11 protein-coding genes and 1 other RNA gene are annotated in these 13,564 nt (G+C 62.9%); 10 read left to right on the forward strand and 2 right to left on the reverse strand.

Annotation, left to right across the window (positions count from 1 at the left end):
• Positions 1–20: 20 nt before the first annotated feature.
• The gene (locus tag B0G77_RS18315; protein ID WP_133663381.1) at positions 21–2,603 is read right to left on the reverse strand and encodes a DNA polymerase III subunit gamma/tau; all 2,583 of its coding nucleotides are present in this window, start codon (positions 2,601–2,603) and stop codon (positions 21–23) included.
• Between the two features lie 219 nt (positions 2,604–2,822).
• An RNA gene (ffs, locus tag B0G77_RS18320) (signal recognition particle sRNA small type) lies at positions 2,823–2,921 on the reverse strand.
• Positions 2,922–3,330: 409 nt separating this feature from the next.
• Between ffs and trxA the strand changes: the two genes are divergently transcribed.
• The 10 genes from trxA (at position 3,331) to B0G77_RS18370 (ending at position 13,463) form a co-directional block, all read left to right on the forward strand.
• Positions 3,331–3,657, forward strand: a complete 327-nt coding sequence (gene trxA / locus B0G77_RS18325) for a thioredoxin TrxA (protein WP_074264820.1) — start codon at positions 3,331–3,333, stop codon at positions 3,655–3,657.
• 223 nt (positions 3,658–3,880) lie between these two features.
• A complete protein-coding gene (rho, locus tag B0G77_RS18330) occupies positions 3,881–5,143 on the forward strand; it encodes a transcription termination factor Rho (RefSeq protein WP_133663382.1) in 1,263 nt (420 codons plus the stop codon).
• 157 nt (positions 5,144–5,300) lie between these two features.
• Positions 5,301–5,828 (forward strand): MerR family transcriptional regulator, encoded by a 528-nt coding sequence (locus tag B0G77_RS18335; protein ID WP_133663383.1) that lies wholly within the window; start codon positions 5,301–5,303, stop codon positions 5,826–5,828.
• Positions 5,825–7,381 (forward strand): MFS transporter, encoded by a 1,557-nt coding sequence (locus B0G77_RS18340; protein ID WP_133663384.1) that lies wholly within the window; start codon positions 5,825–5,827, stop codon positions 7,379–7,381. Before B0G77_RS18335 ends, B0G77_RS18340 begins: the two co-directional genes overlap by 4 nt.
• 3 nt (positions 7,382–7,384) lie before the next feature.
• On the forward strand, positions 7,385–8,236 hold the full coding sequence (locus tag B0G77_RS18345) for a M90 family metallopeptidase (RefSeq protein WP_133663385.1): 852 nt from the start codon (positions 7,385–7,387) through the stop codon (positions 8,234–8,236).
• A 139-nt stretch (positions 8,237–8,375) separates the two neighbouring features.
• Complete coding sequence (locus B0G77_RS18350) at positions 8,376–8,639, forward strand: type B 50S ribosomal protein L31 (protein WP_133663386.1); 264 nt, start codon at positions 8,376–8,378, stop codon at positions 8,637–8,639.
• Positions 8,640–8,958: 319 nt separating this feature from the next.
• Positions 8,959–10,713 carry a glycosyltransferase family 39 protein gene (locus B0G77_RS18355; protein WP_133663387.1) on the forward strand — a complete coding sequence of 585 codons (1,755 nt, stop codon included), beginning with the start codon at positions 8,959–8,961 and terminating at the stop codon, positions 10,711–10,713.
• Positions 10,714–10,715: 2 nt separating this feature from the next.
• Positions 10,716–12,095 carry an MATE family efflux transporter gene (locus B0G77_RS18360; protein ID WP_133663388.1) on the forward strand — a complete coding sequence of 460 codons (1,380 nt, stop codon included), beginning with the start codon at positions 10,716–10,718 and terminating at the stop codon, positions 12,093–12,095.
• A gap of 257 nt (positions 12,096–12,352) precedes the next feature.
• Positions 12,353–12,907: a helix-hairpin-helix domain-containing protein gene (locus B0G77_RS18365; RefSeq protein WP_133663389.1), complete on the forward strand. Its 555-nt coding sequence runs from the start codon at positions 12,353–12,355 to the stop codon at positions 12,905–12,907.
• 130 nt (positions 12,908–13,037) lie between these two features.
• Positions 13,038–13,463, forward strand: a complete 426-nt coding sequence (locus B0G77_RS18370; protein ID WP_133663390.1) for a YidB family protein — start codon at positions 13,038–13,040, stop codon at positions 13,461–13,463.
• Positions 13,464–13,564: the final 101 nt, after the last annotated feature.

Below are 13,564 nucleotides of genomic sequence, written 5' to 3' on the forward strand. Positions count from 1 at the left end.
TGGCTGGCGTTCACGCCCGGTCAGTGAGCAGCGGCCGCGCCGCCTGCTGCACCCTGGCCGCCTTCCGGTGCGATCGGCCTGATCGAATCGGGAACGATGCTCGCACCGAAGTCGCGGATCAGCGACTGTACGAACGGATCCTGACGGATTTCCCGTTCGGCGTCCTGCTGGCGCTGCGCACGGGCGATGGCATCGAGCGCGGCGGCGGTGCGGCGCGCGCGGCCGACTTCGACCTGGACGTCGACGGGTTGACCGAGCCGTTCGGCCAGCGCCGTTTTCAGTTTGGCAACCTGGGCGGGATCCGCGTATTGCGGAACCGGCACATTCAGCCGGAGCGTGCCCCCATCGAGCGATATCAGTTCGCTGTTGAACGCCAGCTGGTATGAGATGCCCTTCAGCGCCAGGCCGACCGCGAGTGCGGGCCAGTCGCCGTCGAAACCGATTGCATCGAGCGGAATTGCCGGCGGCAAAGGCGTCGTGTCGACTACCGGCACCGGAGTGGGAGCAGCGGGCGTCAGGCGGACATCGTCGGGACCGCTGTCGAAGACCGGCACGTAGCCGTCGTCGAGGGGGCCGAAGTACGCATCGTCCGCTGACGCGGGCATGTAGTCGTCCAGGGGAATGTCTTCCCACGGCGGCACGGATGAAGCGCCCTGTGCCGCGTTGGGTGCGCTTTTACGCTGCGGCCGGGCCGGCGCGGATGCTGCGCCTTGCCTGTCAAGAGGTGCGCCCGGGACATTCACGCGCGGCGCGGCGGGCTTCGGCGCTGGCGCTGACGGGGCTGCCGGCGCCGCGCGACCGCGGTCAGAGGACACTTTCAGGCCCGCGCTGCGCAGCACGTCAAGCGCGGCACTCGCTCCGCCTGCCCGACGGGGCGCGGCGTCGGCGCCTGCGGGAGGCGGCGTTTGTCGTGCGGCAACGCTTGAGTCTTCCTGTGCCGCTGGCGCAACTGCCGGGGTCGAGGCAGAGGCTCCATTTGCCGCGCGTGCAAACGACGGAACCGGACGGCTATCGTCCCGCGCGGCAGGCGGCGTTGCATCTTCCTGAGCTGGCCGCCCGGGTGAGGAGGCTGCCGCATCGACGCCTTGTGCCGTCTCTGCTGCGTTGGCTTCAGCTGCTGGCGCGCCACCAGGGGCAGTACCCGCCCCGGCGGGAGCCTTGCTCCCCGAAATGTCGGTTTGCGTGTCACCTTCGACGATGGTCGCGGTCGAAGCGTCGGACGCTGCGGCGCCAGCACCCACTACTCTTGACCCGGCCTCCCCGTGCTCAGTGGCGTGCGGCACAGGTGAGGCGGAAGTCGTTTGCGCCGATGAAGTCTGAGTCGCGTTACCCGTCTGGGTCGTCACAGCCAGGCGCGCTGGCTCGGCCGCACGCGCTGGCGCAGCCGCCGTAGCCACAGGCTCGGCCGCCGCGCCCTGCCGGGCGGCAACCGTCGGGACCGCGGTGCGTGTGCCCTCGGCACTACCGGCTGTTCCAGATCGCGCCGCCGGCACTGCCCCGCCTCCGCCGCCACCGTTCGGCGCCGGCTCGAAAGCCAGCATCCGCAGAAGCGTCATCGTAAAGCCGGCGTATTCATCCGGTGCGAGGCCAAGTTCACTCCGGCCTATCGTTGCGATCTGATAGAACAGCTGAACCTGCTCGGGACTCAGCATGTCGGCGAAGCGTCGCAGGTCGGCCGCTTCCGGCCACTCCTCCAGCACCGACGACGGTGCGAACTGCGCCCAGCCAACGCGATGCAGCAGGCTCGCCAGATCCTGAAGCGCAGTCGGGAACGACAGGCTGCGCAACGCCATCTCGTCGGCAACAGCCAGCACGCCCGCACCGTCGCCCGCCGCCAGCGCGTCGAGCAGGCGGATCAGGTAGCTCTGGTCGAGCGCCCCGAGCATGCCGCGCACGGCTTCCTCAGTCACCTGATTGGCCGAATAGGCGATCGCCTGATCGGTCAGCGAGAGCGCGTCGCGCATCGAGCCGTCGGCCGAACGCGCGAGGAGGCGCAGCGCCTGAGCCTCGAAGGGAATCTTCTCTTCGCCGAGAATTCGCTCGAGATGCGACACGATGTGTCCTGCCGGCATCTGCTTCAGGTTGAACTGCAGGCAGCGCGACAGCACGGTGACGGGAATTTTCTGCGGGTCGGTCGTGGCGAGGATGAACTTGACGTGCGCCGGCGGTTCCTCCAGCGTCTTCAACATGGCGTTGAACGCGTGGTTCGTCAGCATGTGCACTTCGTCGATCATATAGACCTTGAAGCGCGCATCGACGGGCGCGTACACCGCGCGCTCCAGCAGCGCGGCCATTTCGTCGACGCCACGGTTGCTCGCCGCGTCCATTTCGACGTAGTCGACAAAGCGTCCCTCGTCGATCTCCCGACACGCACGGCAGACGCCGCATGGGGTCGCGGTCACGCCGGTTTCGCAATTCAGTGCCTTGGCGAAGATGCGCGAGAGCGTCGTCTTGCCGACGCCGCGGGTTCCGGTAAACAGATAGGCGTGATGCAGACGCCCGCCGTCGAGCGCGTGCGTGAGCGCGCGCACCACGTGCTCCTGTCCGACGAGCGACGCGAAATCCTTCGGCCGCCACTTGCGTGCGAGAACTTGATAGGTCATCCGGAAATTGTATCAGCAACAATGGAGCGCAAAGACGAATCGACCGGACGCCGCAAGGCCTCGTCGCTTCATTGAATTTCGCTAATGAAGCGATAGCGCAAACAGGAGGAACTTACACTGAACGACCGGGAAACCGCGAGGAGGAATCGGGGGAATCGGGGAAAAAGCTCGAAGGACTATTGCGGAAGAGCAACGGAAACGGAACGGCAGAAAGAGGAAGGTGACGAGCCCGACCCTCGGCACTGGTGGAAAACGGCTGTGGCTGCTTCGTTCCCGACCTGACCAGGTTGACCATCCCTCCATGCGAGGAGGCCCGTCACGAAGCATTCTATCACCGTGAGGCTGCCAATGCGACTGTTAATGGCGACGAAGACGGTCAAAGTCCATGCCTGACTCGTGTATCCACGGCGGTATTCACGGCGCACTCACATCCGGAGGCACTTGTGTTTGGCGCCGCGACCACCAGATAGATCCCGAAGCATCGCGTCGGTAACACGTGGCCCTACTGCCGGCATGACTACTATCACCACGGGCAACGCATAGCGATTTAGGCTAAACTGGCGTACGAATCACCCGCAATGCCACGGCACGCGGCGCACCCAGCAGCATGTAGATGGGTGACCGAACCGGGCAGATTATGCGGCGAGGCGAACGGAAGTTTTTTCAGTTCTGGTGTATCGTGGCGAGCAACCAAGGCGGGCCTCGAACCGAAAGAGGTATTCATACAATGAGCGAACAAATCAAGCACATCAGCGACGCATCGTTCGAACAGGATGTCGTGAAATCCGACAAACCCGTCCTGCTCGATTTCTGGGCTGAATGGTGCGGTCCCTGCAAAATGATTGCGCCGATCCTCGATGAAGTCGCGAAGGATTACGGCGACCGTCTGCAAATCGCCAAGATCAATGTCGACGAGCATCAGTCGACACCGGTCAAGTTCGGCGTGCGCGGCATCCCCACACTGATCCTCTTCAAGAATGGCGCGGTCGCCGCGCAGAAGGTCGGCGCACTGTCGAAGTCGCAACTCACCGCGTTCCTCGACGGCAATCTCTAAGCTGATCGCATGACGCGCGCAAAGCGCGTCTGCCCGGTGCGTGTTGTCAGTCGACAACATGCACGACAAGATCAGGCATTTCCGCTGCACTGGCGGGAATCGGCATGTGCTATGCTAGAATCCACAAAACGTCGAAAAGACGTGTAAGTCCTTGAGCGGTCCCGCTCACTCTCCTCCCAGATTTCATTTCGTCGCACCTTCTCCTCCCCGGCGGGTTCTCCGTATGCATTTATCCGAGCTTAAGACTCTGCACGTGTCCGAATTGATCGAGATGGCCAATGGCCTCGAGATCGAAAGTGCCAATCGCCTGCGCAAGCAGGAGTTAATGTTCGCCATTCTTAAAAAGCGCGCCAAGACGGGCGAAACGATCTTCGGTGACGGCACGCTCGAAGTGCTTCCGGACGGTTTCGGCTTCCTGCGTTCGCCGGAAACGTCGTACCTCGCGAGCACGGATGACATCTACATCAGCCCGTCGCAGATCCGCCGCTTCAACCTGCATACCGGCGACACGATCGAAGGTGAAGTCCGCACGCCGAAGGACGGCGAGCGCTATTTCGCGCTGGTCAAGGTCGACAAGGTCAATGGGCAGCCGCCAGAAGCCTCGAAGCACAAGATCATGTTCGAGAACCTCACGCCGCTGCACCCGAACAAGGTGTTGCTGCTTGAGCGTGAGATGCGCGGTGAAGAAAACGTCACGGGCCGCATCATCGACATGATCGCGCCGATCGGCAAGGGCCAGCGCGGCCTGCTGGTCGCCTCGCCGAAGTCCGGCAAGACGGTCATGCTGCAGCACATCGCGCACGCCATCAAACAGAACCATCCGGATGTCGTGCTGTTCGTGCTGCTGATCGACGAACGCCCGGAAGAAGTGACTGAAATGCAGCGTTCGGTGGCGGGCGAAGTGATTGCCTCGACTTTCGATGAACCGGCTGCGCGTCACGTGCAGGTTGCCGAAATGGTGATCGAGAAGGCCAAGCGCCTCGTCGAAATGAAGAACGACGTCGTGATTCTGCTCGACTCGATCACGCGTCTCGCGCGGGCCTACAACACGGTTGTGCCGGCATCGGGCAAGGTGCTGACAGGCGGTGTCGACGCGAACGCGCTGCAACGTCCGAAGCGCTTCTTCGGCGCGGCACGGAACATCGAGGAAGGCGGTTCGCTGACCATCATCGGCACGGCGCTGATCGAAACCGGCAGCCGCATGGACGACGTGATCTATGAAGAATTCAAGGGCACCGGCAACATGGAAGTGCACCTGGAACGACGCCTCGCTGAAAAGCGCGTCTATCCGTCGATCAATCTGAACAAGTCCGGCACGCGTCGCGAAGAACTGCTGATCAAGCCGGAGATCCTGCAAAAGATCTGGGTGCTGCGCAAGTTCATCCACGACATGGACGAAGTCGAAGCGATGGAATTCCTGCTCGACAAGATCCGCCAGACGAAGAGCAACTCCGAGTTCTTCGACATGATGCGTCGCGGCGGCTAAGAGACTCTGCACCCTCGACTCACCGGCAGGCTGCACAAAAACCGTCCGCTTTTGCGGACGGTTTTTTTTCGCTTGTACCGTCTGCACAGGCAAACCTGTACGTAAACGTTCACGTTGAACTATAATGCGCGCAGCCCGTCACGGATTTGCGACTGCCATGTCCAGCGAATCACCCACCCTCCTCACCGTCAGCGAGGCAGCGGAACGTCTGCACGTCACGCCACGCACGCTGAAGTATTACGAAGAACGGGGCCTCGTCACACCGAGCCGCAGTGAAGGCCGATATCGGCTGTACGACGAAAACGACCTCGACCGATTCTCGCGAATCCTGCGCCTGCGTTCGCTCGGATTCTCGCTGCACGGCATCACCGAGATGCTGAAGCGTCCGTTGGAACCGGTCGAAGGTGGACGCAACCGCTTCTCAATGGAATCGCTGCAGGAAATCCGCGACGCGCTGGCGCAGCAGGTCGACGCGCTGAACGCTCGTATCGACGGCGTGCGGCGCGAACTGAAAGAAGCGCAGACGCTGAAGGCCGAACTCAGCGACGACCTCGACTATGTGCAACGGCGGCTCGCTGGCGAGAACGCCGACGCGCTGCTCGCGCAGCGGCGCGACGCCCAGTCGAAGAAAAAGCCTTCGGGACGCCGCTCACCTGCCAGCGGCAAAAATGGTGGGCCGGCATGAACACTGCGCCGTCCCGCGTGCCGCGATTCAGCGCCACCAGGCTGCGCGGTGATTCTTTCCCGTGGGTGCTTGCGCTCGTCACCGGACTCGATTATTTCGAGAACGCGGTCTTCTCGTTCTTCGCAAGCTATATCGCGGGCGGCGTCAACGCATCGCCGGACGAACTCGTGTGGTCTTCAAGCGCGTATGCGGTGGCCGCCGTGCTCGGCATCCTGCAGCAACAGTGGTGGGTCGAGCGCTTTGGCTACCGGCGCTACGTCGCGGGCTGCATGCTGCTCTATTCCGCCGGCGCAGTCGCGGCCGCGCTGTGCGATACATCGTTCGAACTGCCGTTCGCGCGCGGCTTTCAGGGCTACTTCATCGGCCCGATGATGGGTACGTGCCGCATCCTGATCCAGACCAGTTTCGCGCCGCAACAGCGTGCCGGCGCCATCCGCGCGTTCCTCATCCTGATCGTGGCGAGTAGCGCGCTGGCGCCGCTCGTCGGTGGCCAGCTGGTGGCGCATTTCACCTGGCGCGCGCTGTTCGCCTGCACCGCCCCGGCAGGGGTGATCTTCGCCGGTCTCGCGTTGTTCGCACTGCCGGATTCGGGCGACGTGCTGCCCGAAGAACGTGGCGCATTGCATTTCTGGCCCTACATGATCTTCGCCTTCGCACAGGGTGCGCTGCAGATCGTGATGCAGCAGGTGCGTTTCCAGCTGCTCAGCGCGTCGCCCGGCCTCATCATGCTCGCGGTCGCGGGCATCGCCGCACTTGCCTGGTTTGCGTACCAGCAGTGGCAGCATCCGTCGCCGCTTGTCCGTCTCCATGCGCTGCGCGAGAAGACTTTCCAGGTCGGCCTCGTGCTGTATATGTTCTACTACTACGAGTCGACGGGTTTCAGCTATCTCGTCTCGCGCCTTCTCGAACAGGGGCTCGGCTACCCGGTGGAAAACGCCGGGCGGCTCGTCGGCATTACGTCGCTGATCTCGTCCTGCGCCCTCTTCGTTTATCTGCGTTACGCGAAGCTGTTGCCACGCAAAAAATGGATCATCGTGCCGGGCTTCGCGATAGCCGCGTTCGCCGCGGCCTGGATGACACGCATGTCGCCAGGCGTGGATCAGCGCGCGTTGATCGGCCCGCTCCTGCTGCGGGGACTGCTGCTGCTCTTCATCGTGCTGCCGGTCGCCAATCTGACGTTTAAAATCTTCGCTATCGAGGAGTTTACGCACGGCTACCGGCTGAAGAACATCGTCCGGCAAGTGACGATCTCGTTCGCGACTGCATCTGTCATCATTGTCGAGCAGCATCGGCAAGCGTTGCATCAGACCCGGCTCGCCGAATACGTGAATCCGTACAATCCGGTTTTTCAGAGCACGATCGCAACGCTGGCGAACGGCTTTGCCGCCGCCGGCCACTCGATGAGCGAAGCGCACGCGCTTGCCGTCGTTCAGGTGAGCCGGATGGTCGCGCAGCAGGCGAGCTTCCTGGCGTCGCCGGACGGGTTCTATTTTCTGATCGGCGTCGCCGTGTGCGGCGGAATCTTCGCAGCGTGGCAAAAACAGATCGACTGACCGATGCTATCAAAACTGACACACTGGCTCGATGCCCGCCGCCGCGATCGCGCGTTGCGCAGTCACGCGATCCCGGACGCGCTGTGGCAGTCCACGCTGGACGGCCTGCCGTTTCTCGCTTACCTCGACGCAGGCAACCTCGCCCGGCTGCGCGAACTCGCCAGCCTCTTTATTGCGCAAAAGGAGTTTTCGACTGCACACGATCTCGAGTTGACCGACGCCATGACGGTCAGCATTGCCGTGCAGGCGTGCCTGCCAGTGCTTAACCTGGGGCTCGATCTGTACAAGGGTTGGGTCGGCGTGATCGTGTATCCGGGCGAATTCGTGATCCGCAAGACAGTCGAGGATGAGGACGGCGTCGTTCACGAGATCGAGCAGGACGCGAGCGGCGAAGCGTGGGAAGGCGGCCCGGTCGTGCTGTCGTGGGAAGACGCCCAGATCACAGACGGCACGGAAGCGTACAACGTCGTGATCCACGAGTTCGCGCACAAGATCGACATGTTGACGGGCGAAGCAGACGGCCATCCGCCGCTCTTTCGTCGCCTGCACGCCCCGCTCGACGCGCCAGCCTGGGCCGCCGTGTTCGACCACGCGTACGACCACTTCTGCGCGAAGGTCGACGCGGTGCCGCAGCGCCGCTGGACGCGCTTCGAGCGCGAATCGCTGATCGATCCCTATGCGGCGGATCATCCATCGGAATTTTTTGCCGTCTGCAGCGAGGCGCTGTTCGTGCAGCCGCGCACGTTCGAGGCCGAATATCCCGAGCTATACCGGCTTCTGGCCCGCTATTACCGTCAGGATCCGGCGTGCGTGGGCGCGCTTGACACACACGACGGTCCGGGAATGCCAAAATAGTCAGGAAATTCGTCAACCGACTGATTTTCTGGCATAATCGCCGTTTTTCGACCTTAGGCAAGTGGCTCGCGCCGAAAGTCCGTTCGCGTCACCTCGCGGCGGCACGCGGGTTGGCTACCGCCAGATTAAAGGAAAGACCATGAAACAAGGCATCCATCCGGATTACCGCGAAGTTCTGTTCGTCGATATGTCGATCGACTTCAAGTTTGTGACGCGCTCGACCATTCAGACGCGTGAAACCGCCGAGTACAACGGCAAGACCTACCCGCTCGCCAAGATCGAAGTGTCGTCGGAATCGCATCCGTTCTACACTGGCCAGCAAAAGATCATGGACACGGCCGGTCGCGTCGAGAAGTTCAACAAGAAGTTCGGTGCGCGCGCAACGGGCAAGGCAGTCAAGTAATATCCGCCTCGTTACCGGCCTTGTGTTTCAACCTGAGCCGGACCGACGCACGAAGGGCAGCGAAAGCTGCCCTTTTTTATCGCCTGAATCCGTCGCAGGAAGCGGTCACGCGAAGCGTCCCGGGCATGCGGTGAATGACGCGCGACCGTATGGTTGGAAGCGCCGCAGCGGTAATGTTGCCCTTCCGACCTTGCCGCCTGTTACCCCGTCGTGACGCATGCAGCGCAGCCCGTCTACAATGCCGGATCCGGGCCGGCCGCGCCCGCCGGACACGTCGTCCGTCGGTAGCCGAACCGCTTATCCGATACTGCACATCTGCATGAGATCCGTCGTCCGCCTGACTGCCTCCGCGACCAGCGCGCTACCGCGCTCGCTGCTGCTTGCCATCTGCATCATCTACGCGTCGTTCGGCCTGTTCGGCCGCGATCCATGGAAGAACGAGGATGCAGCGGGCTTCGGCGTGATGTGGACGATGGCCAACGGCACCTGGCACGACTGGCTGCTGCCCAACCTCGTCGGCAAATTCATCACGGGCGACGCTCCGCTCAGCTACTGGATCGGCGCGATCGCAATCCGCGCGCTTGCGCCGTGGGTCGATGCGAGCAATGCGTCGCGCGTCTTCACCGGCCTGCTCTTTTGCGCGGCGTGCGCGTTCGTCTGGTACGCCGCCTATCTGCTTGGCCGACGCGCCGAAGTGCAGCCGTACAAATACGCGTTCGGCGGCGAACCTGAACCACGCGACTATGGCCGCACGCTCGCCGACGGCGCGCTGCTGATCCTGCTGGGCTGCTTTGGCCTCGCCGAGCGCGGGCACGAAACCACGCCGCAGCTGGCGCAATTCTTCTGTATCGCGATGCTCGTCTACAGCCTTGTGCGGATGATCGACAAGCCGCTGCAAGGCTCGCTGCTTTGGGGCGTCGCGCTTGGACTCATCACGTTGACGAGCAGCCCGGTGCTGGTGATCGCGTTGCTTGTCGGCACGCTGGCGATGACGATCATCGTGCGCGAGGCCCGCACGCGCTGGCTCCTGCTCGCCGGCCTGCCGGTCGCGCTGGTGCTTTCGGTGGCATGGCCGCTCGCCGCGCTGGCCGCGTTCCCGGACGACGCCGTGTGGTTCCTCAATCAGTGGCTGCGCGGCAGCGTCAGCGCGTTCTCCGGGCCGCCCGGCTCCGTGCTCCGCTACGCACTGAAAAACCTGCCGCTCTTCACGTGGCCTGCGTGGCCGCTGGCAATCTGGGCATGGTTCAGCTGGGCCGGCCTGCGACGCGCGCCACACATCGCGATTCCTTCGTCGATCATCGCGCCGCTGCTCGTCCTCGTCGTGTTGCAAAGCCATTCGACGAATCGTCTGTATATGCTGCTCCTGCCGGCGCTGGCCGTGCTTGCTGCATTCGCCTTGCCGACGCTGAAACGCGGAGCGATCAACGCGTTCGACTGGTTCGCCGTGTTGAGCTTCACGATTCTCGGCAGCTTCGTCTGGCTCGTCTGGCTCGCCGGGCTCACCGGCTTTCCGCATCCGCTCGCGCGCAATCTCGCCCGTCTTGCACCTGGCTTCAATCCGCAGTTCAAGATCCTGTCGTTCATATGCGCGGTCGCGGTCACGGTGTGCTGGATCGCACTGGTTCAGTGGCGCATCGCGCGCCATCCCAAAGTGCTGTGGCGTAGCGTGGTGCTGTCGAGCGCCGGCACAACCCTGATGTGGGTACTGCTGATGACGCTGTGGCTGCCTGTCGTGAACTACAGCCGGACCTACAAGGATGTCGCCGAGCAGATCGCGAGCCACCTGCCCGACGACTACACCTGCATCTCGCCCGTGCGTCTGGGCGATGCGCAGATTGCGACCTTCGCCTATTTCGGCGACATGCATTTCTCGTTCACCGACGACTGCGACGTGATCCTTCGCCAGGATACGCAGGACTATGGCGAACCGAGTGCGATGTCGGACTTCGTCTGGAAGCTGGTGTGGGAAGGCCGCCGGGTTGCCGACCGCGACGAGCGCTTCCGGCTGTACGTGCGCATCGACAGGCCGAAAGCGCCGGTCAAACGCCGCAACTGGCACCCGAAACCAGGCTGATCATGCTTGCCGACGTGCGGAAAATAGCCGCGCTCGCGTGGCCCGTGCTGATCGGTCAGCTTGCGATCATCTCGTTCGGCGTCATCGACACCGCGATGGTCGGCCGCTATTCGGCCATCGATCTCGCCGCCCTCGGCCTCGGCTCGTCGATCTACATGTCCGTGTATATCGGCCTGACCGGCATCCTCACGGCGCTGCAACCCATCACGGCACAACTCTACGGCGCGCGGCGCTACAGCGAGATCGGCGAAGAAGTTCGCCAGGCGTTGTGGCTTGCGCTCGCGCTGATGGTGATCGGCTTCCTGATCCTGTACTTTCCCGATCCGCTGCTGCGCATCGCGCAAGCGCCCGAAGCACTGCGCGAACGCGCTGTCGCCTATCTGCAGATCCTGTCGTTCGGACTGCCCGCGAGTCTAGCGTTTCGCGTCTACAGTTCGCTGACCAATGCAGTCGGTCAACCGCGTCTCGTGATGATCCTGCAGATCGGCGCCCTGCTGCTCAAGTTTCCGCTCAACATGTGGCTGATCTTCGGCGGTGCGGGCGTGCCGGCGCTCGGCGGTCCGGGTTGTGCGCTGGCCAGCACCGCAATCAACTGGACACTCGCTGTCGTCGGCATGGTGTTGATGATGCGCGTCAGCGTGTTCCGCCCGTTCGGGACTTTTTCGCGCTTCTGCTGGCCCGTCTGGCATCGTCAGGCGGCCCTGCTGAAGCTTGGCGTGCCGATGGGGCTCTCTTACCTGATCGAAGTCACCTCGTACACGTTCATGGCGCTTTTCATCGCACGCTTCGGTACGACGACGCTTGCCGGTCACCAGATTGCCGGCAATCTCGGCGCGGTGCTGTACATGACACCGCTATCGATCGGCATCGCGTCATCGACGCTCGTCGCGCAGGCTGTCGGCGCCCAGCGCTATCCGGCGGCGCGCAGCCTCGCCCGGCACGGCATCCTGATGGCGTGCGCAATCGCCTGCCTGTACGGCGCGATTGTGCTTGCTCTTCGGCCATTCATCGTCGCGGGCTACACGTCGAACGCGCAGGTTGCGGCAGCGGCCATGCCGCTCGTGCTGATCGTGATCGTGTATCACCTGTTCGATGCGTTGCAGATCACCACGGCATTCGTGTTGCGTGCGTACCGCGTCGCGGTGGTGCCCACTGTCATCTATGCCGTCGCATTGTGGGGCGTCGGTCTCGGCGGGGGCTATCTGCTGGGTTTCGACGTCGTCGGCGGGACGCCCGCATGGCTCACCGGCGCCCGCGGATTCTGGTGCGCCAACGCAGCCAGCCTTGCGATCGCGGGCATCGGGTTCGCCATTTACTGGCGCAACGTCAGCGTGCGATTTCTGCGCATGGACGCCACGCCGCGCATCGATACGGCAGCATAGTCGACGCGTCACACGACGCCGAAACGAAGCAGAACGCATGGCGAGCGACGCCGTCGCGCGCTTCATCCACAGCCTGCCGGTCAGCGTGAACTGTTAAATCGAGCTCACATTAATTTACTTGTCACGAATCAATCGTTATAAATCAGCGGCTTTCGTAAAAAGGGCGTGCAAATTATCCTATGCTTGAACGCAGCGCCTGCTGAGTGGAGACGTCGTCCGTTCCCGGCTATTTTTTTGCCCTCAATGGAGTGCCTGCCATGCTGAAGAAGCTGTTGATGCTCTGCGTTGCGTTTGCCCTGTCGCTATCCGCCACGTTTGCGGCGGCGGTCGAAGTCAATACAGCCGACACGGCCGCGCTGGAATCGGTCAAGGGGATTGGCCCCGTCCATGCGAAGGCGATCATCGACGAACGGACCAAAAACGGGCCGTTCAAAGATGCTGACGATCTCGCCGCGCGAGTCAAGGGGCTCGGCGCCAAATCGGTGGTCAATCTCGAAGCGGCAGGTTTGACGATCAACGGCTCAGCGGCCGCGCCGACCGGCGCCAAGGCTTCGACCCCTGCCACGACGAAGTCCGGCAGCGCCAGCAGCAAGGCAAAGACTTCGACCGAAACGGCCGCCCCCGCGGCGACACCAGCCAGCGCACCAGCTGAATCTTCGGGCACGAAAAAATCGAAGAAGACCAAAGAGGCCGCCGCATCGGCGCCAGCAGCGACCGCTGCGGCCAGTTCACCGGCCGGCGCGTCAGACGCAAACACTTCGAAGAAGAAGGGGAAGAAAGCGAAGGCTGCCTCGGCGGCATCGGGCGTGTGATAGCTGGCGCCAGACGGTGCTCCCTGCACCCTTGCCACCCGCCACTGCCCCCTAGCCGGTGCCGCGCTTCGGCGCGGCGTATTCCACCGCCGGCGCGCTTCGCGTTTGCCGGCATTCAAGAGAGACCGTCATGAGCTTACTCGACACTATCGGTTCCCTTCTCAACAAATCACCCGAAGGCGGCGGAGGTCAGCAGGCGCTGATCGCGACCGCACTCGAATTCGTGAACAACCAGCCGGGCGGCCTCAACGGCCTGATCCAGCAGTTCAAGGACAAAGGCGCCGGCGACATCATCAGTTCGTGGGTCAGCAACGGTGAGAATCAGCCAATCTCGCCGGATACGTTGCACAACGTGCTCGGTTCGGACGCCGTCGCGAGTTTCGCTTCGAAGGCCGGTATCGCTCCGGAACAGGTGACGGGCTTGCTGTCGCAGGTACTGCCTCACGTGGTCAATGCTGCGACGCCGGATGGCGAGGTTCCCGCGGAAGGTCAGCTGAACTCGACAACCGTGCTCGGCGCACTCGGTGGCCTCACTTCCTTATTCGGCAAAACCTAGGGCCAGAATCCTGTCATTTGTGCATACTCCTGGATTGTTTTGAGCACCCACCAAACAAAAAGGGCAACGACTCCCATCGCTGCCCTTTAAACCAGGTCAAA

Origin of the sequence: Paraburkholderia sp. BL10I2N1 (assembly GCF_004361815.1) — a bacterium.
GTDB lineage: Bacteria > Pseudomonadota > Gammaproteobacteria > Burkholderiales > Burkholderiaceae > Paraburkholderia.

Bases quoted from the DNA above. Each gene is read 5' to 3' on its own strand.
- B0G77_RS18365 (WP_133663389.1), top strand. From the start codon at position 12,353: ATGCTGAAGAAGCTGTTGATGCTCTGCGTTGCGTTTGCCCTGTCGCTA.
- B0G77_RS18315 (WP_133663381.1), bottom strand. From the start codon at position 2,603: ATGACCTATCAAGTTCTCGCACGCAAGTGGCGGCCGAAGGATTTCGCG.
- rho (WP_133663382.1), top strand. From the start codon at position 3,881: ATGCATTTATCCGAGCTTAAGACTCTGCACGTGTCCGAATTGATCGAG.
- B0G77_RS18350 (WP_133663386.1), top strand. From the start codon at position 8,376: ATGAAACAAGGCATCCATCCGGATTACCGCGAAGTTCTGTTCGTCGAT.
- trxA (WP_074264820.1), top strand. From the start codon at position 3,331: ATGAGCGAACAAATCAAGCACATCAGCGACGCATCGTTCGAACAGGAT.
- B0G77_RS18345 (WP_133663385.1), top strand. From the start codon at position 7,385: ATGCTATCAAAACTGACACACTGGCTCGATGCCCGCCGCCGCGATCGC.
- B0G77_RS18340 (WP_133663384.1), top strand. From the start codon at position 5,825: ATGAACACTGCGCCGTCCCGCGTGCCGCGATTCAGCGCCACCAGGCTG.
- B0G77_RS18370 (WP_133663390.1), top strand. From the start codon at position 13,038: ATGAGCTTACTCGACACTATCGGTTCCCTTCTCAACAAATCACCCGAA.
- B0G77_RS18355 (WP_133663387.1), top strand. From the start codon at position 8,959: ATGAGATCCGTCGTCCGCCTGACTGCCTCCGCGACCAGCGCGCTACCG.
- B0G77_RS18360 (WP_133663388.1), top strand. From the start codon at position 10,716: ATGCTTGCCGACGTGCGGAAAATAGCCGCGCTCGCGTGGCCCGTGCTG.
- B0G77_RS18335 (WP_133663383.1), top strand. From the start codon at position 5,301: ATGTCCAGCGAATCACCCACCCTCCTCACCGTCAGCGAGGCAGCGGAA.